Annotated in this window: 18 protein-coding genes and 1 pseudogene; 11 read left to right on the top strand and 8 right to left on the bottom strand. The window is 68.2% G+C overall.

The genetic code is table 11. The features are described from left to right. Positions 1 to 118 precede the first annotated feature (118 nt). Positions 119 to 1,828, top strand: a complete 1,710-nt coding sequence (leuA, locus tag DIE13_RS24565) for a 2-isopropylmalate synthase (RefSeq protein ID WP_175751160.1) — start codon at positions 119 to 121, stop codon at positions 1,826 to 1,828. A 281-nt stretch (positions 1,829 to 2,109) separates the two neighbouring features. Further along, on the top strand, positions 2,110 to 2,514 hold the full coding sequence (locus DIE13_RS24560) for a peptide ABC transporter ATPase (protein WP_098554555.1): 405 nt from the start codon (positions 2,110 to 2,112) through the stop codon (positions 2,512 to 2,514). Positions 2,515 to 2,627: 113 nt separating this feature from the next. Here the strand turns inward: DIE13_RS24560 and DIE13_RS24555 are convergent, their stop codons facing one another. Beyond that, entirely contained in the window at positions 2,628 to 3,437 is an 810-nt protein-coding gene (locus DIE13_RS24555; protein ID WP_124829691.1) for a TlpA disulfide reductase family protein, read from the bottom strand. 221 nt (positions 3,438 to 3,658) lie between these two features. Then, positions 3,659 to 4,672 (bottom strand): hypothetical protein, encoded by a 1,014-nt coding sequence (locus DIE13_RS24550; protein WP_124829690.1) that lies wholly within the window; start codon positions 4,670 to 4,672, stop codon positions 3,659 to 3,661. 218 nt (positions 4,673 to 4,890) lie between these two features. On the opposite strand from DIE13_RS24550, the gene DIE13_RS24545 reads away from it, so the two are divergent. Beyond that, on the top strand, positions 4,891 to 5,571 hold the full coding sequence (locus DIE13_RS24545) for a bifunctional 2-polyprenyl-6-hydroxyphenol methylase/3-demethylubiquinol 3-O-methyltransferase UbiG (protein ID WP_124829689.1): 681 nt from the start codon (positions 4,891 to 4,893) through the stop codon (positions 5,569 to 5,571). A gap of 31 nt (positions 5,572 to 5,602) precedes the next feature. Here DIE13_RS24545 and DIE13_RS24540 read toward each other — a convergent pair whose 3' ends face one another. Continuing rightward, on the bottom strand, positions 5,603 to 6,079 hold the full coding sequence (locus DIE13_RS24540) for a GNAT family N-acetyltransferase (RefSeq protein ID WP_124829688.1): 477 nt from the start codon (positions 6,077 to 6,079) through the stop codon (positions 5,603 to 5,605). A 127-nt stretch (positions 6,080 to 6,206) separates the two neighbouring features. On the opposite strand from DIE13_RS24540, the gene DIE13_RS24535 reads away from it, so the two are divergent. Next, positions 6,207 to 7,685: a PLP-dependent aminotransferase family protein gene (locus DIE13_RS24535; RefSeq protein ID WP_124829759.1), complete on the top strand. Its 1,479-nt coding sequence runs from the start codon at positions 6,207 to 6,209 to the stop codon at positions 7,683 to 7,685. 38 nt (positions 7,686 to 7,723) lie between these two features. Here the strand turns inward: DIE13_RS24535 and DIE13_RS24530 are convergent. Further along, positions 7,724 to 8,545 (bottom strand): annotated as a pseudogene (locus DIE13_RS24530) (aldo/keto reductase); the annotation flags it as partial. A gap of 161 nt (positions 8,546 to 8,706) precedes the next feature. Here DIE13_RS24530 and DIE13_RS24525 point away from each other — a divergent pair. Next, positions 8,707 to 9,006 (top strand): ArsR/SmtB family transcription factor, encoded by a 300-nt coding sequence (locus DIE13_RS24525; RefSeq protein WP_040139054.1) that lies wholly within the window; start codon positions 8,707 to 8,709, stop codon positions 9,004 to 9,006. 20 nt (positions 9,007 to 9,026) lie between these two features. Further along, positions 9,027 to 10,379, top strand: coding sequence for a pyridoxal phosphate-dependent decarboxylase family protein (locus DIE13_RS24520; protein WP_124829687.1), 1,353 nt, complete (start codon positions 9,027 to 9,029; stop codon positions 10,377 to 10,379). 57 nt (positions 10,380 to 10,436) lie between these two features. On the opposite strand, the gene DIE13_RS24515 is transcribed toward DIE13_RS24520, so the two are convergent. Beyond that, positions 10,437 to 11,360, bottom strand: a complete 924-nt coding sequence (locus DIE13_RS24515) for a LysR family transcriptional regulator (RefSeq protein WP_124829686.1) — start codon at positions 11,358 to 11,360, stop codon at positions 10,437 to 10,439. Positions 11,361 to 11,455: 95 nt separating this feature from the next. Here DIE13_RS24515 and DIE13_RS24510 point away from each other — a divergent pair, with 95 nt between their 5' ends. The 3 genes from DIE13_RS24510 (at position 11,456) to DIE13_RS24500 (ending at position 14,240) form a co-directional block, all read left to right on the top strand. Further along, positions 11,456 to 12,679: a Zn-dependent hydrolase gene (locus tag DIE13_RS24510; protein WP_124829685.1), complete on the top strand. Its 1,224-nt coding sequence runs from the start codon at positions 11,456 to 11,458 to the stop codon at positions 12,677 to 12,679. 127 nt (positions 12,680 to 12,806) lie between these two features. After that, a complete protein-coding gene (locus DIE13_RS24505) occupies positions 12,807 to 13,274 on the top strand; it encodes a cupin domain-containing protein (RefSeq protein ID WP_124829684.1) in 468 nt (155 codons plus the stop codon). A gap of 144 nt (positions 13,275 to 13,418) precedes the next feature. Beyond that, on the top strand, positions 13,419 to 14,240 hold the full coding sequence (locus tag DIE13_RS24500) for an SDR family NAD(P)-dependent oxidoreductase (RefSeq protein WP_124829683.1): 822 nt from the start codon (positions 13,419 to 13,421) through the stop codon (positions 14,238 to 14,240). Between the two features lie 117 nt (positions 14,241 to 14,357). Here the strand turns inward: DIE13_RS24500 and surE are convergent, their stop codons facing one another. The 3 genes from surE to DIE13_RS24485 form a co-directional block, all read right to left on the bottom strand. Continuing rightward, a complete protein-coding gene (surE, locus tag DIE13_RS24495; protein ID WP_124829682.1) occupies positions 14,358 to 15,137 on the bottom strand; it encodes a 5'/3'-nucleotidase SurE in 780 nt (259 codons plus the stop codon). A gap of 209 nt (positions 15,138 to 15,346) precedes the next feature. Beyond that, entirely contained in the window at positions 15,347 to 15,649 is a 303-nt protein-coding gene (locus DIE13_RS24490; RefSeq protein ID WP_390679495.1) for an AzlD family protein, read from the bottom strand. After that, positions 15,639 to 16,376, bottom strand: coding sequence for an AzlC family ABC transporter permease (locus DIE13_RS24485; protein WP_124829681.1), 738 nt, complete (start codon positions 16,374 to 16,376; stop codon positions 15,639 to 15,641). The genes DIE13_RS24490 and DIE13_RS24485 overlap by 11 nt, the downstream gene beginning before the upstream one ends. 123 nt (positions 16,377 to 16,499) lie before the next feature. Here DIE13_RS24485 and DIE13_RS24480 point away from each other — a divergent pair, with 123 nt between their 5' ends. Together DIE13_RS24480 and DIE13_RS24475 are read left to right on the top strand one after the other, a co-directional pair. After that, positions 16,500 to 16,958 (top strand): Lrp/AsnC family transcriptional regulator, encoded by a 459-nt coding sequence (locus tag DIE13_RS24480; RefSeq protein ID WP_098554569.1) that lies wholly within the window; start codon positions 16,500 to 16,502, stop codon positions 16,956 to 16,958. Positions 16,959 to 17,172: 214 nt separating this feature from the next. Next, the gene (locus DIE13_RS24475; protein ID WP_124829680.1) at positions 17,173 to 17,742 is read left to right on the top strand and encodes a hypothetical protein; all 570 of its coding nucleotides are present in this window, start codon (positions 17,173 to 17,175) and stop codon (positions 17,740 to 17,742) included. Positions 17,743 to 17,757 lie beyond the last annotated feature (15 nt).

The raw sequence follows: 17,757 nt of genomic DNA, 5'->3' as shown, positions 1-17,757 counted from the left end.
CGCTTTGCAGTTGTGCCGCCTTTTGCCGTTTTTACCGCCGCGCGCGCAGCCGGCCGCCATCCGTGACGGCTGCCGCGCGGCGGTTACCCGACCCACCGACCGAGGACCGAACATCATGATGCTGAAGAACCCCGCGACGAAGTACCGACCGTTCACGCCCGTCAACTTGCCGAACCGCACCTGGCCGTCGCGCACGATCACGCAGGCGCCGATCTGGATGAGCACCGACCTGCGTGATGGCAACCAGGCGCTGTTCGAGCCGATGGACGCCGCGCGCAAGATGCGGATGTTCAAGACGCTGGTCGCGATCGGCTTCAAGGAGATCGAGGTGGCGTTCCCGTCTGCGTCCGAGACCGACTTCAACTTCGTGCGCGAACTGATCGAAGGCGGCCATATTCCCGACGACGTGACGATCGAGGTGCTCACGCAGGCGCGCGACGACCTGATCGAGCGCACGTTCGACGCGTTGCGCGGCGCGAAGCGCGCGATCGTGCACCTGTACAACGCGACCGCGCCGGAATTCCGCAAGATCGTGTTCGGCCTCGAGCGCGACGGCGTGAAGCAGCTTGCGGTGAACGCGGCGCGCACGATCAAGCGTTTCGCCGATGCGGCAACCGATACGCAGTTCACGCTCCAATACAGCCCCGAAACCTTCACGGCGACCGAGCTCGATTTCGCGAAGGAAGTATGCGACGCCGTGTTCGACGTCTGGCAACCGACACCCGAGCGCAAGGCGATCGTGAACCTGCCCGCCACCGTCGAAGTCGGCACGCCGAACTTCTATGCGGACCAGATCGAATGGATGCACCGCAATCTCGCGCGCCGCGATGCGTTGATCCTGTCCGTGCATCCGCACAACGACCGCGGCACCGCGGTCGCGGCGGCCGAACTCGCGGTGATGGCCGGTGCTGACCGTATCGAGGGTTGTCTGTTCGGCAACGGCGAGCGCACGGGCAACGTCGATCTCGTGACGCTCGCGCTGAACCTGTACACGCAGGGCGTCGATCCGGGCCTCGATTTCTCGCAGATCAACGAAGTCGCGCGCACGGCCGAGGAATGCACGCAGTTGCCGATCCATCCGCGCCATCCGTACGTTGGCGACCTGGTGTTCACCGCGTTCTCCGGCTCGCACCAGGATGCGATCAAGAAGGGCTTCGCGGTGCAGCGCCCCGACGCCGTATGGGAAATGCCGTACCTGCCGATCGACCCGAGCGATCTGGGCCGCACCTACGATTCGATCATTCGCGTGAACAGCCAGTCCGGCAAGGGCGGCATCGCGTACCTGCTGGAGCAGGGCTATGGCATCGCGCTGCCGCGTCGTCTGCAGGTCGATTTCAGCGCGGCCGTGCAGCGCCTGACCGACGACAGCGGCCACGAGGTGACGAGCGCGCAGATCTGGTCGCTGTTCCAGCAGGAATACGTGGAAGGCGATGCGCCGCTGCGTTACGTCGGCCATGAACTGACCGAGCGCGACGGCCGCGAGACGATCGCGCTGACCGCCGATGTGCACGGCGAGCGCCGCGTGCTGCGCGGCGAAGGCAACGGCCCGCTCGACGCGCTGATGCACGCGCTGCGCACGCCGCTGCGGATCCAGCACTACGAGGAGCGCGCGCTGTCGCAGGGCGCCGATGCGAAGGCGATCGCGATCGCCGAGCTGGCCGGTGCGGGCGTGCGCGGCAGCGCGTTCGGCGTCGGCATCGATGCGAACCTGACGACTGCGTCGATTCGCGCGGTTATCAGCGGCGTCAATCGCGCGTATGTGCGTGCGGACGAAGCGGCGCAGGCGACGTTTTTTGCCGCGCAGCCCGCGGCGGAGGCCGCCGCGTAAGCACGGCGGTGGCGGCCGTGCCGCGCGATCGGCACGGCTGCTCGATATCGCGCCTGACATACCTGACAGGGGAAGAATTCCGGCGATGCGCGTATCGTTCCCCCGGCGCAGGCGGAACGAATCGTCTGCCGATACCATGAGCCGTGCCGCGCGCGTGTCGCCGGCATGGCATTCGCGGCGGCCCGGCGCGTCAGGGTTGTGAACTCCGTGCTTCCGGCCGCCCGCTCCGTGGTTCTTCCATTCAATCGGCCCGCTGCCGGGCCCATCGCGAGGCAAGCATCATGACGAAACCCGATTCCCTGAAAGGCGAGGTCAAGGAGCAGGCGCAGCAGGCCGACCGCCACAACCTGGCACGGCCGAACGTCAACGGTGCGTTGTGGGCGCGCGGCCTGACGACGCAGCGTGTGGCCGACCTGTTCAGAACCCTGCCCGGCCTGCCGGGGCACTGGATGCAGTTGCAGAACGAGGTCAACGCCGGCAATCGCTACTTCTATGGCGTTCAGAACGGCCACCAGACGACCGACGAAGGGAAGGAACTGATCCGCTGGATCGCCGATGCCGTGGTTGGCGCCGCGCAGAAGGCCGGGTTCGATTTTCCGCTGCAGCAGCTTCGGTTTACCGCCGACACGGGCTGGCTGAAGCTTCAGCGCGTGTCGGGGCGCGTGATGGTGCTGTCGCGGCCCTGAGGCACGCGGCGCGCGCAGGGCCATGCGCCGCTACGCTGCCGTGGGCGGTTTCACGCATTCGATCGTGAACGGCCGTTTGGCGCACGTGGCTGTATTTACGCGGCCGAAGGGCATCACCGCCCGAATCGCCGCGAGAGGGTGTCCTTCAGCCGCGCGGCAGTGATCTCGCCCATGTGCGACTCGACGAGTTCGCCGTTCGCGTTGAAGAACAGCGTCGTCGGCAATCCGCGCGATCCGTACGCGTGCATCGCATGCAGCGAAGGATCGAGCAGCACGTTGTCGAAGCGCAAACCCTGCTGCTCGAGGAACGCACGCACCGCTTGCGCGTCTTCTCCCTGGTTGAGCATCAGCACCGTGATGTCCGGGTGATCGCGCTGCGCTTGCTCGAGGATCGGCATCTCGCGCCGACACGGCGCACACCACGTCGCCCACAGGTTCACGACGACCGGCTTGCCGGCATAGCGTTGCGGCAGCACGGGCGTCGCATCGAGCGCGTCGAGCCGCATCGCGGTGAACGGCGGCGCGCTGCGCTGCAGCGTCGCGAGCGTGCCTTGTGCGATGCCCCATGCCGCGAGCCCCACGACAATGCCGGCTGCCGCCGGGCGGCGCAGCGCCGGCAGCCGATGCAGCCGCCACGCGGCGAACACCAGCGCGGCCGCGATGCCGATGCGCCAGTCGAAGCCGCCGTCGCCGAGCGCGACGATCGATCGCGGCGCGGCCGCATAGTCGCGCCACCACTGTGCGACGTAGCCGACACGCGCGGCGATCAGCCCGAACAGCAGCACGTCGAGGATCAGGCTCGACGCGGTCTTGTGCTGGCCGTCCGGCGGGCGGCGCTGCATGAAGCGCGCGACGAGCCACGCCAGCAGCGCGGCGGCGGCTACCGCGACGACGCGGATCGAAAAGGGACCGATGCTCAACATGGGAAGGAAAGGCTGGGGATGGGGGATCGACCGGCGGTCATGTCACGTTTCGACCCCGCGTCATGCGCGCGGGTTCCGGGTTTTTCCTGCGCCGGCGCGCGGCGCGCATCGTTCGACGGATGAGACGCGCGTATGCGCGCTCCGGCATTCAGGACGACGTCGCATTCAAGCAGGCATCCCGAGTATCGGGTCGAACCGAAGATCGTGCATGCCCGCGCGGGTCACATCCCGTGGCCGTTGGAGCGAGCCGCCGAGCCGCCGAGCCGGTACGCGGTGAAGAACTCGGCCCACGGCGAACCGGCGGCAACCGGCACGTGCAGCGCTGCCGTTCGCTGCTTCAACGCGGTAAATACGTCGTTGATGCGCGCCGTCTGCGCGGGATCGTTGAACGGCCGCGGCCGCACCCGGCCGGCTGCGAACGCACCGTAGGCGATCGCGAGCAGGCGCGCACTGTCGTCGAACGAGAAGATCGAGCCGTTGATCGCTTCGACGAGGCGCGGCCGGTCCTCCTCGCGTGACGCGGCGAGGCACTGGTACACGATTGCCGATACCTCGTGCAGATCGTTCGCGCGCAGCAATGCCGGCAGCTTCGACGCGATCCGGTCGGCCGGTTCTTCCTGTACGGCCTTGCCGAAGTCGAGCACGGCGGCCATCGGATTGCTGTCCTGCTTCGCGCGGTCGAGCGCCGATACCTGCGACGCGAGCGCCGCTTGCGCGCCGTCGGCGGGAGCGGCTTGCAGCACCGCCGCCACCTGCTGTTGCCATTCCGGAAAAATCATCCGCACGTTGCCGAACTGCTCGCCGCCCTGTGCGGCCGGGTCCCACCGATAGACGATCGTGCCGCCGTGAATGAACGGCGAATACAGATGCTCGGGCGTTTGCGGCAGCGGCCGCCGGTTGATCGCCAGCCACGCGAGCGTCAGCCAGTCGTAACGGCCGGTGGCCGGCACCGACGGGCTCGAACTGGCGACGACCTGCCACGTGCCGCGGTTCGCGTAGCGGCGGCGTGCATCGGGCACCGCGACGGTCTGCTGTTTCGCGGTGTCGAAGTAGGTGTTGCCGGTGACGATCTCGCCGCTGTCCCTGGCGGGCGTGACGGTGGCGATGACCCACGACGCACCGTCGGGCGAACGATAGTCGGACGGCTGCAGCGTGGCGACGTCGTGCACCATGCGCGTTTCGGCGGCGACGGGGCTCGGCGGGAGACTGGCGGGACCGGAGACGATACTCGGCATGGACTTTCCTCGAAATCGGGTGCGTATCGTCGAGCGGCGACGATGAGCGATGGAGCACGGGGTTTCTCGTAACTGTAGAACGTCGCCCCCGGAAACGGAAACCGGCCGGCGCGAGCCGACGCAAGCCGGGCCGCGCTCGAACCGCGCGCACGCGCGCGGCCGCTCCGGCTTACCATCGCCTTCCGGGCCGACGCACCTTACACTGAACCGAAGCGCAGATGACCGACACGAAGACCATCACCGAACACTGGACGTATGTCGCCGACCAATGGATCGACTGGGCCGGCAGACCGGGCCACGATGCGTTCTGGACATATCGGGCGGGGCTTGCCGCATATATCGGTCGCGGAACCGGCCGCGCGCTGGAGATCGGCTGCGGCGAGGGCCGCGTGAGCCGCGAGTTGAAGGCGCTCGGTTATGACGTGACGGCGAGCGATGCGGTTCCCGCGATGCTCGACGCCGCGTCGCTGCCGTTCGATCCGGCCGGCTTCGACATCGTGATGGCGTACAACGTGCTGATGGATCTCGACGACATGCCGGCTGCGCTGCGCGAGGCGCGCCGCGTGCTGAAGCCGGATGGGCTGCTGTTCGTGTCGCTCGTGCATCCGTTTCGCGATCGCGGCCGCTTCGCGGGGCCGCAGCCCGACGCGCCGTTCGTGCTCGAAGGCACGTATTTCGGCAGCGCGCATTTCGAGGGTGTGGAAACCCGCGATGGACTGTCGATGCACTTCGCGGGCTGGTCGTTGCCGCTTCAGGTTTACATGGATGCGCTGGAGGCGGCCGGTTTTGCGATCGTGTCGCTGCGCGAGCCGTTGCCCGACCGCGCGGATACGGACCCGTTGAAGCAGTGGTCGCGCGTGCCGCTGTTTCTGTGGATCAAGGCACGGCCGCTGGATTGAATTCCCCGCGGCCGCGCAGCGTGCTGCGTGATCAACGCGGCAACACCTTTCGATAGATCACGAATCCCGTTTTCTCCGCGACGGTGTCGTAGAGCCGCATCGCGGTGTGATTCGTTTCGTGCGTCTGCCAGTACACGCGCTCGGCGCGATGCGCGCGGGCGGCGTCGTACACGGTTTCGATCAATGCGCGGCCCACGCCCTTGCCGCGCTCGCTGTCGAGCGTGAAGAGATCCTGCAGGTAACAGGTCGGGCCGGCGAGCGTCGTGCTGCGGTGATACAGGAAATGCACGAGCCCGACCAGGCGGCCGTCGCGTTCCGCGACACGCGCATGCACGGGCTCGTAGCCGTCGAAGAAGCGCGACCACGTGAGCTGCGTGATCTCGCGCGGCAGCGCGGTGTCGTCGAAGCGGCCGTAGAAGCGGTTGTAGCCGTCCCACAGCGGCAGCCAGTTGTCGAAATCGTCTTCCCGCACCGGGCGTACGGTCAGGCTGGTGTCTGTAGCGTTCATGGTCGCGAACCTCTCGAGGATGGAATCAAGCGTTCCCGGCGTGGCCGGAAACGGGAGCAGGCATCTACGATAGAAAGTTCGTGGCACCATGTGTAGACCCATGACACTTCCCCTTTCTGGAGCCACGATGGATTACGCGGTGCTGCTGTCGACCTTCGAGCGTGAAGCGGGGCCGCACACGGTCACGCGGATGTCGCAGCAGCAGCGGCTGTATGCCTGTTTGCGCGATGCGATTCTGAGCGGCCGGATCGCCGAAGGCGCGCGGCTCGCCGCGTCGCGCACGCTGGCCGGAGAACTCGGCATCGCGCGCAATTCGGTGCTGTACGCGTACGAGCGGCTCGCGTCGGAAGGGTTCGTGGCCGGTACGCGGCAGGGTACGGTGGTGGCGCGGATGGGCTTGCGCGGGTCGCAGGCCGCTGCCGCGGCGCGGGCCGGCGATACGACGGTGCTGTCGCGACGTGTCGCACGGACCGAGCGCGCGACGAGCGGTCTCGACGAGTCGCTGCCGTTCATGCCGGGCGCGCCGGCCGTCGACGAATTTCCGCTTGCGCAATGGCGGCGCTGCATCGAACGCGCATGGCGCGCGGCCGGGCCGGCGCAGCTCGGCTACCAGCCGGCGGAAGGCGATGCGGTGCTGCGCGACGCGATCGCCGGTTATCTGCGCGCGTCGCGCGGCGTGCGCTGCGACGCGGAGCAGGTGATCGTCACCGACGGTACGCAGGGTGCGCTCGACCTGTGCGCCCGCGCGCTGGCCGACGCGGGCGATGTCGCGTGGATCGAGAACCCCGGCTACCACGGCGCGCGCAACGCGTTTCTCGCGGCCGACCTGCGCGTCGAGCCGATCGGCGTCGATGCGCAGGGGCTCGCGCCGCATCCGGACGACTGGCGCGCTCGTGCGCCGAAGCTCGTCTACATCACGCCGTCGCACCAGTATCCGCTCGGCGCGGTGATGAGCCTGGAGCGGCGGCTCGCGCTCGTCGCGCACGCGCGTGCGGCCGGCGCGTGGATCGTCGAGGACGACTACGACAGCGAGTTCCGCCACCACGGCACGCCGCACGCGGCCGTGCAGGGGCTCGCCGACGACGCGCCGGTGATCTATCTCGGCACCTTCAGCAAGGTGATGTTTCCCGCGTTGCGGCTCGGCTTCATGGTCGTGCCGCCAGCGCTTGCGCAGCCGCTGCGCGACGCGGCCGGCGCGACGATGCTGCACGGCCGCGCGGTCGAGCAGCGCGCGCTCGCGGATTTCATCGGCGCCGGGCATTTCACGCGGCATCTGCGGCGTATGCGCCGCGTGTATGCCGAGCGGCGCGACGCGCTGCACGACGCGCTGGCGCGGCGGCTGAGCACGCGGCTGACGGTGTCGGGCGGCGCGGGTGGCATGCACCTGTCCGCGCGGCTCGACGTGCCGGTGGCCGACACGGAACTGAGCCGCGTCGCGCAGGCGCACGGGCTGATCCTGCGGCCGCTGTCATCGTTCTGCCTGCCGGGCACCGCGCACGACTACAACGGGCTCGTGCTCGGTTACGGCGGCGTGCCGGCCGAGCGGATGGACGCGCTCGCGCGCCGGATCGGCGAGATGATCGACCGCGTGCTGGCCGGACGGTGATGGCTGGCGCGTAGGGGTGCCGCGGCGCGCTCGTCGGCTTACCCGCGCATCGGCGGATTGAGCCGCGCGAACGCGTCCTGCCGGCGATACGGGAAGTACCGATACGGCGCTCCGACCGCACTCGCCGCGTCGAGCGTCGCGATCTGCGCGTCGGTCAGCGACCAGCCGACCGCGCCGAGGTTCTGGCGCAGCTGTGCCTCGTTGCGCGCGCCGATGATCACCGACGACACGATCGGGCGCTGCAGCAGCCAGTTCAGTGCGATCTGCGGCACGGTCTTGCCGGTTTCCGCGGTGATCGCATCGTGTGCATCGAGTGCATCGACCACGTCGTACAGCCGTCCTTCGTCGACCGGCGGGCCGAAGCCGGCCGTGTCGTGCAGACGGCTGCCTTCGGGCAGCGGCGCGTTGCGCCGGACCTTGCCTGTGAGCCGGCCCCAGCCGAGCGGGCTCCACGCCAGCGCGCGGAGACCCTGGTCCGCGCCGAGCGGCATCAGGTCCCATTCGTAGTCGCGGCCGACGAGCGAGTAGTAGACCTGGCTCGCGACGCAGCGCGACCAGCCGTGGCGATCGGCCGCCGCGAGCGACTTCATGATCTGCCAGCCGGCAAAAATCGACACACCGATGTAGCGCAGCATGCCCGCGCGCACCAGGTCGTCGAGCGTCGACATCGCTTCCTCGACCGGCGTGGCCCGGTCGAATGCGTGAAGCTGCAGCAGGTCGATGTAGTCGGTGTCGAGGCGGCGCAGCGCGTCGTCCACCGCACGGATCAGCCGCGCGCGCGACGTGCCGGCGTCGTTCGGGCCGTCGCCGGTCGGCAGGCCCGTCTTGGTCGAGATCAGCACCCGGTCGCGCCGGATCCGGCGCGCTCCAATGCCGGTTTTCGACGTCACCGTGTCGGATGCGATGCTTCGACGTCCGGCCCGGCCCGACCCCGGCGACGAACGTACACACCATCCACACAACCCGTTGCTTACGTTTCGTCATTTAGCTAATATTAAAAACGTTAAACGAGGCCGAACCCATGGACGACGTCACCCGCATCAGCGCACTGGCCAACGAAAGCCGCCTGGCCGTGATGCGCTGGCTCAAGCAGCCGCGCAAGCATTTTCCGCCGCAGCCGCACGGCGACTTCGACGAACTCGGCGTGTGCTGCACCTACATCACCGAGAAGCTCGGCATCGCGCCGGCGACGACCACGCGCCACATGCGCATCCTCGCGGATGCCGGGCTTGTCCGGGCGACGCGCGTCGGCAAGTTCACGTATTACAAGCGGATCGACGATGCGCTGCATCGACTGGGCCGCGACCTCCTGCAACTCTGATCCTCACAGAGGCAATCGACATGGATGAACTCGCCCTGCTGGCCGACGCCGACCGGCGCGCGCATGACTACCTCGCATCGACGGACGAACGGCGCGTGTATCCCGACGCCGCCGCGCTGGCCGGGCTGGCCGCATTCGACGAGCCGCTGCCCGATACGGGCCGCCCGGCCGACGACGTGCTGCGGTTGCTCGACGAGCAGGGCACGCCCGCGACCGTCGCATCGAACGGCCCGAACTACTTCGGCTTCGTGATCGGCGCGACGCTGCCCGCGGCGGCCGCCGCCGAGCGGCTGATGCTCGCGTGGGACCAGTGCGCGTCGTCGTTCGCGAATTCGCCGGTGGCCGCGACGATCGAGCGGCAGGCCGCGCGCTGGGTCGTCGACGTGCTCGGGCTGCCCGAAGGCAGCGCGGTCGGCTTCGGCACGAGCGCGACGGCCTGTACGCTCGTCGCGCTGGTCGCCGCGCGGCGCGCGCTGCTTGCGCGCAAGGGCTGGAATGTCGACGAGGACGGCCTGATCGGCGCGCCCGAAGTGAAGGTCGTGCTCTCCGAACTCGCGCACATCACGGTGAAGAAGGCGCTGCGCGTGCTCGGTTTCGGGATGAAGCGCCTCATCGTCGCACCGGTCGACACGCATGGCCGCATCGATCCCGCGCAATTGCCGCCGCTCGACGACATGACGATCCTGTGCGTGCAGGCCGGCGAAGTGAACACCGGCGAGTTCGATCCGTTCGCGACGCTGATTCCGCGCGCGAAAGCCGCCGGCGCATGGGTGCACGTGGACGGCGCGTTCGGCCTGTGGGCGCGCGCATCGGCGAAGCGTGCGCTGACCGACGGCATCGACGGCGCGGACAGCTGGACGACCGACGGCCACAAATGGCTGAACACGCCGTACGACGGCGCGATGGCGATCTGCCGCGACGCGGCCGCGCTCGCGACCGCGATGAATAGCGACGCCGTCTACCTGAGCGGCGCGCAGGATGCGCAGAAGAACCTGAACCTCGAATTTTCGCGGCGCGCGCGCGGCATTCCCGTTTGGGCCGCGTTGCGCTCGCTCGGCCGCGCCGGCGTGGCGACGATGGTCGAGCGGCATTGCGCGCAGGCGTCGCGCGTCGCGGACGGGCTGCGCGCGGCCGGCTACGACGTGCTCAATCGCGTGGTGCTGAATCAGGTGCTCGTGCGCGCCGGCACCGACGACGAGACGCTCGCGATCCTTCAGGCCGCGCAGGATTCGGGCGACGTGTGGTTCGGGCAAACCGTGTGGCAGGGGCGGCCGGCGTTCCGGATCAGCGTGTCGTCGTGGCGCACCGAGGACGAGCACGTCGATCGTCTCGTCGCACTGCTGACGAAGCTGCGCGGCGTGCACACGGGTTGAGTTGGGCGGTGGCGGTGCGTGCGGCCCGGGCGTGGCGCTTCGGTCGCGCTTCGTCGGTTATGCGCCGTCGCCATCCTTCCCCGGCAGGCTCGCCGAGGCCGCCTTCAGGCATTCGATCAGATGCAGCGCGGCCGGCGTCAGCAACGCATGCCGCCGCATCACGATCGCGACGGTCAACGCCGGCAGTGGCTCGGCGAGATCGAGCGCGACGATGCCGCGCGACTTGCGCTCGACGTCCGCCAGCGGCCGAGCGAACACGCCGAGCGCGTCCGTCTGCGACACGAGCCCGAGCGTCGCGGCAAACGACGGACAGTGCAGCACCCGCTTCGGTATTTCGAGCCCGTGCGGCGTGAAGATCGAGTGCACCAGATCGTCGCCGCCTTCCCCGTAACGCGGCACACACCATTGCGCGTCGCCCAGCTCGCGCAGCGAACGCGCACGCGCGAGCCGATGCCGGGCTCGGGCGACGACCACGAACGCCGTGCGAAACAGCGCGATGCTCGCGAATTCGTCGGGATCCGGCAGCGCGTTCGACAATTGATGGGTAACGATGAAATCGAGCGAACCGTCACGCAGCCGCGCGAGATCGGTCGCGGTCAGCGCATCGTCGACGTTCACGGTCGCGCCGGGCAGCTTGCGCGTGAACGCGTCGAACGCACGCGGCAGGATGGTGAGCGCGACGGTCGGGCTGACCGCGATCGCCACCGATCCGCTCGTGCCGAGGCGCAACTGCTCGATTTCGTCGTGCGTGCGCTGGATCTCCTCGACGATCAGCCGCGCGCGAATCGCAAACGCGCTGCCGTAGTCGGTCAGCGCGACGCCCTTGACGCTGCGCATCACGAGCGGCACGCCGAGCTCCGCTTCGAGCTCGCGCACGATGCTGCTGACGGCCGGCTGCGTAACGCCGAGCACGCGGGCCGCGCCGCGGATGGTGCGGTGTTCCGCGACCGCGAGAAACGCATTGAGCTGCTTGAGCTTCATGGGGTGACAAGAGGAAGTTATCGCACACAACGAAATCTTGGATTTTTCTTATCGAATCGAGTGTATATGCTCGGAGCTTTTCAGGAGCGGCCACGATGATTCTCGTTAACCAGCAACGGCTGTGGGATTCGCTGATGGAGATGGCGACGATCGGTGCGACCGCGCGCGGCGGCAGTTGCCGACTGGCGCTGAGTACCGACGAGGTGCTCGGCCGGCAACGCTTCATCCGCTGGTGCGAGGAAGCCGGGTGTGAAATCCGCATCGATCCGATCGGCAACGTGTTCGCGCGCCGGCCCGGCACGCAGCCCGACGCGCCGGCCGTGATGTGCGGCAGCCATCTGGACACGCAGCCTCTCGGCGGCCGCTTCGACGGCGTCTATGGCGTGCTGGCCGGGCTCGAAGCGATTCGCACGCTGAACGAGCATGGTGTCGTCACGCGCCATCCGATCGACGTCGTCGCGTGGACCAACGAAGAGGGCTCGCGCTTCACGCCGGGCATGATGGGCTCGGCCGTTTATGCGGGCACGCTCGATCTCGACTACGCGCTGGCCCGGCCGTGCATGCAGACTGGCGTGCTGCTGGGGGACGAACTCTCGCGCACCGGTTTCGCCGGCTGCGAGCGCGAGCGGCAGATGCCGAAGGCCTATTTCGAAGCGCACATCGAACAAGGCCCGGTGCTGGAGAATGCCGGTGTGCCGATCGGCGTCGTGACCGGCGTGCAGGGCATCTACGAACTCGACGTCACGGTGACCGGCTTCGAGTCGCATGCGGGCACGACGCCGATGAGCGTGCGCCGGGACGCGATGGGCGTGGCGGCCGCGATGATCGCCGCGATCGTCGAGCATGGGCACGCGTTCGATGCCGATGCGCGCGTGACCGTCGGCCACGTCGCGTGTCAGCCGAATTCGCCGAGCACGATTCCCGGGCTGGTGCGCTTCAGCGTCGACGTACGCCATCCGTCGCAGCCGGCGTTGCAGCGGCTCGTCGCCGATATCGAGGCGATCTGCCGCGAGCGCATCCCGCTGCGCGGCACGCAGGTTCAGGTGCAGACCATCGCCGAATACGAGCCGGTGGTGTTCGATGCCGATTGCGTCGAGCGCGTGCGGCAGGCGACGGTGACCGCCGGTTATCCGTATCTGGAGATGTGCAGCGGCGCGGGGCACGATGCGGTGAACCTGTCGTACGTCGCGCCGAGCGCGATGGTGTTCGTCCCGTGCAAGGCGGGCCTGAGCCACAACGAGGCCGAGGATGCCGATCCGCGGCACCTCGCGCAAGGCGCGTCGGTGCTCGCGAACCTGCTGGCCGATTGCGCGCGGTAGCGGGGCGCGGCAACGCGTGCGGACGCGTTTCTCGTCTGCGTGAAAATGTCGGACAATGGCGCGGCATGTGTGCCGTGCCCGCCCGGGCGGCGCGTTCAACCGCTGCATTCACGCTGGCGAGATCCCCATGTCCACGACACCTCCCCGGGAACTGCTGAAAGCTGCTGACATCGCGAAGATGGAGCCGACGCGCGCAGTGCATTCGCTGAATCCCAATGCCGTTCTCCTCAAAAGACCGCTCAGCGACCTGACCGGTCTCACGCAGATCGGTACCCATCTGCTCACACTGATGCCGGGCAGCGAGTCGTCCGAGTATCACCGTCACCTGTACGAAGAGGAATGCGCCTACGTGCTGTCCGGCACGGGCGTCGTCACGATCGGCGAGCGCCGTCACGACATCGGCGCGGGCGACTTCCTCGGCTTCCCGCGCGGCGGCGAAGCACACATGCTCGAGAACACGGGCGATGCGCCGCTCGAACTGCTGATCGTGGGGCAGCGTCTCGAACACGACGTGTGCGAATACCCGCGAATCGGCAAGCGGCTGCATATCGCCGGCGAACTCGAAGACTTCGTCGAACTGCCTGCGCAGTCCTGAGCGCGCGTTCGCTTGCCCGCCGGGCGCGCACCGTTTCCCGCGCGATCCCTTCCGCGCGATCCGGATGGCAGTTGCCGGCACGTTCGCTCGCGCTCGCGGCGTCGCGCTTATGATGCGGGAACGCCACCGACAGGATTTCATGCCATGGACGCGCCGCACCCGCCGATGAACGCACCGATTCCCGAAACGGAACCTGACACCGAAACCGTCGCCGAGCCGCGTGCGGCGCGCGTGCAGCGGCCCGTCGCGCTCGTCACCGGATCGACGTCCGGGATCGGCGCGGCCATCGCGCGCCGCCTGGCGGCGGACGGTTACGCTGTGATCCTGCATTCGCGCGGTTCCGCCGACACGGGCCGCGCGATGGCGCGCGAACTCGGTGCAGCCTACGTGCAGGCCGATCTCGCGGACGATGCGGAACGCGTGCGGCTGATCCGCGACGCGCTCGCCGTGCACGGCCGCCTCGACGTGCTCGTCAACAATGCGGGCGTCAGCCGCGTGATTCCGCACGACGATCTCGCCGCCGCGACGCCCGACGTATGGCGCGAGATGCACGAGATCAACGTGATCGCGCCATTCCGGCTCGTCGCCGAAGCGCAGCCTGCGCTGCTCGAAGCGGCGTCGAGCGGGCGTGCCGGTTGCGTCGTGAACGTCAGCTCGCATGCGGGCGTGCGGCCGAAGGGCGCGTCGATTCCGTATGCGGCGGCCAAGGCCGCGCTCAATCACACGACACGCTTGCTGGCGCGCACGCTCGCGCCGGCGATTCGCGTCAATGCGGTCGCGCCGGGGCTCGTCGATACGCCGCTGACTGCCGACTGGACTGAAGCGCAGCAACTCTGGCGCGAGCGGGCACCGATGCGCCGCGCGGCGACGCCGGACGACGTCGCGCAGACGGTTGCGATGCTCGTCGCGTCCGATTACGTGACGGGCGAGATCGTGATGCTCGACGGGGGAATGAACCTGACGTGACCGAGGGTTGAGGCGGTCGGCGCGATCAGGGCGGTTGATGCGACGCGGCCGCCTCGTGCCCGCGTCACCGCCGGCGGCGGAGCCGCCGGGCGGTTTCACCGATCGCAGGTCCCGGGGTCAGCCGAGATTCGACCGCAGCCGCGCGAGCGCCTGGTCGTGCGTGCGTTCGAACTTCAGCGGCGTGACGGCGATGTAGCCTTCGCCGAGTGCGACCGTTTCCGAATTCGCATCGTCGTCGCGCGGCCCGCGGGCCAGTTTCAGCCAGTGGTATTCGATGTCGCGCGGATCGCGCCCCGACACGATCTCGACGCCCTGCAGCGTGCCGGCGCCCTGATTCGTCGCCTTCAGGCCGCGCACGTCGTCGGCCGGCCGCGGCGGGAAGTTCACGTTCAGGCACGCGTCGCTGTCCCAGCCGGCCGCGACGAGCCGGCGAATCACGTCCGGCGCATGCGTGAGCGCCGTATTCCACGGCACCGCGTTGCGGTCGCTGAACGCCTGGCTCAGTGCGATCGCCGGCACGCCGACCAGCATGCTCGTCATCGCGGCGCCGACCGTGCCGGAGAACACTGTTTCGGTGCCGAGGTTTGCGCCGCGATTCACGCCGGACAGCACGAAGTCGGGCCGTGCGTCCTTCATCAGGTGGCTGACCGCGATCGCGACGCAATCGCCCGGCGTGCCGCGCACCGCGAAGCGGCGCTCGCCCTTGCGATGCACGCGCAGCGGCTCGTGCAGGCTCAGCGAATGCGACGTGCCGCTCTGGTCCTCGGCCGGTGCGACGATCCAGACTTCGCGTGCCAGTTGCGTGGCGACTTGCTCGAGCACTTCAAGGCCGGGGGCGTCGAATCCGTCGTCGTTGGTGAGCAGGACGCGGTCGAACAGCGGGCGGGTTTCTTGCATCGGGACGATCCTCGCGGATAGGCGGTGAGATAGGCAGTGAGAGGGGAAAGGCATCGCGGGTACATCCGCAAGGCTAGCATCCCGTCGCGACGCGTGTCGTGTCGAGCGCGGCCGCACGCGGCACCTGCATGCGAAAACGGGCGCATGGCGCGCCCGTTCCCCGATTCGAAAAACCGCCCGTCCGGCGGGTCGGAACCGCGTTTCGCGCGTTACCCGAGCACATGCCGCAGCAGGCCGGCCGATGCGACGCCGACGATCACGGTCGGCAGGATCGACAGGCGCGTCGCCGCGAGCAGCGTGATGGCGAGCGCGAGCAGGTCGGCCGGACGCGTCGACACGAAGGCCGGCGCGATCACCGAGATCAGCACGCAGCCCGGCACGTTCTCCATCACCGACGCCATCCGCGGGCTCAGCGTGCGGTTGCGCAGCAGCACGTAGCCGAGCACGCGCGACAGGTAGGTCGTCGACGCCATCAGCACGATGGTCGCCACCGTCGCGAAATCAGGCAGCATCGCGCGGCTCCCACAGCAGCGCGGCGATCAGGCCCGCGCATGCGCCGGCCGCGACGTACCACGCACCGGGCACGGCCAGATGCGTGGCCGCCGCGACGACGAGGCTCACGAACCACGGACGGCTCGCGCGCAGGCCCTTCCACATCCCGCGCAGCAGCACCAGAAACACGGCCGTGAACGCCATGTCGAAGCCGTACTGCTCGACGTTGCCGATCGTCGGGCCGACCGCCGCGCCGAGCGTCGTCATCGAGATCCACGTCAGGTACAGCCCGGAACACACGCCGGCGTAATACGGGACGCTGATATGCGTGGCGGAGCGCGAGCGCGCGTCGGCGAGCGACATCGCCCAGCTCTCGTCGCACATGAAGAACAGCGCGGCGAACGCGCGGCGGCGCGGCAGGCGCCGGATGTAAGGTGCGAACGCCGCGCCCATCAGGATGTGGCGCGAATTCACGAGGAACGACATCGCGACGATCAGCGCGATGTGCGGCGGCGAGGTCCACAGATGGATCGCCGCGAATTCGGAGCCGCCACCGAAGTTCAGGCCCGTCATCATCGGCACTTCGAACAGGCTCAGCCCTTTTTGCGCGGCCTGCGCGCCGAGCACCAGCGCGAACGGCACGAAACCCAGCATGACGGGCAGCGCGGCGCGCAATCCGCGACCCATCTCGGCGACATAGGCGGGCTTGTCGCGAAGCCCGGACGACGTTGAAACGCTACTGCTCATTACTCCTCCTTGGGGGGAGGATTGTCTGCTTTTTTGACTCGAATCGGATTGCGTTGTGGCCAGATATTCCGGAGAATTTGGCATTGAATGTGTAATTCGAGATTTTTTTGGAATTTGGTGCCAATGAAGCTTGACGCTATCGACCGCCGGATCCTGAGCGCGCTGCAGCGCGACGGCCGCATGCAGAACGTGGAACTCGCGCACGAGGTCGGGCTGTCGCCGTCGCCGTGCCTGCGCCGCGTGCGGCTGCTCGAGGAAGCGGGCGTGATCGAGAAATACGTGGCCGTGCTGAACCCGGCGAAGGTCGGCAAGGGGTTGACGATTTTCACGCGCGTCTGGCTGAAGGGGCAGGACGCGGGAACCGTGAACCGCTTCGCCGAGGCCGTCCAGCAGATGCCGGAAGTCGTCGAGTGTCATCTGATGGCCGGCGACTGCGATTTCCTGCTGCGCGTGGTGGCGGCCGACATCGACGACTATCGGCGCTTCCAGATGGAATACCTGACGCGCATTCCGGGCGTGCTGAGCGTGAAGACCGACATCCCGATGCAGAAGATCAAACTCACGTCGGCGCTGCCGACGTAACGCGCTGCGGGCGGATGGCGAAGGCGGCAAGCATGGTCATCGGCCGGTGACAATCGCCCGATAAACTGGCGGGACAAGCCGCTTCGCCGCACACCGGATGCATCGCTCTCCGGCGTTCCGCGCGCAAGCAACTAACGGTCAACCGCGTGGCGATCGGACGGGCGCGATGCGCGACGTTCTTCGCAGGTCGGTGCGTTTTCTCGTCGGGTCGCGCATGCAGCCATTCAACAGTCCGTGGAATTCGCTGGAAATCGTCAAGCTCGTGCTCGGCGTGCTGACGCCGTTGTCGGTCGCGTGTCTCGGCTGGCTCGTCGCGCGCCGGCTGAAGCGGCTCGAACTCGTGCAGTGGACCAACCAGCGGCTGATCGAGAAGCGGCTCACGCTGTACGACACGGTCGCGCCGCAACTCAATGCGCTGCTGTGCTTCTACACGTGGATCGGCTACTGGAAAGACATCTCGCCGGACGACGTGATTCGCGCGAAGCGCGAGCTCGACCGCACGTTTCACATCTATCGCTACCTGTTCGACGACGACGTGTACGACGCGTATCACACGTTCATTCACGCGCTGTTCGAGATGCACACGGGGCCGGGCCGCGATGCGCGGATCCGTTCGCTGATCCAGGCGCCGGACGGCGACCGCAGCGTGCACGGCACGTATGAATGGAAGCCGGCATGGGCCGAGCGTTTCTCGACCGCGAACGTGACCGACAAGGCCGACGTGCTGGAGCATTACACGCGGTTGATGGAGCGGCTGCGCGTCGCGCTCGGCGCAAATCGCTGAACGCCGTTCGCTCGT

This window comes from Burkholderia sp. Bp9016, assembly GCF_003857765.1.
GTDB lineage: Bacteria > Pseudomonadota > Gammaproteobacteria > Burkholderiales > Burkholderiaceae > Burkholderia.
The sequence above is the reverse complement of the archived record's forward strand: the minus strand, read 5'-3'. Positions and strand labels throughout refer to the sequence as shown.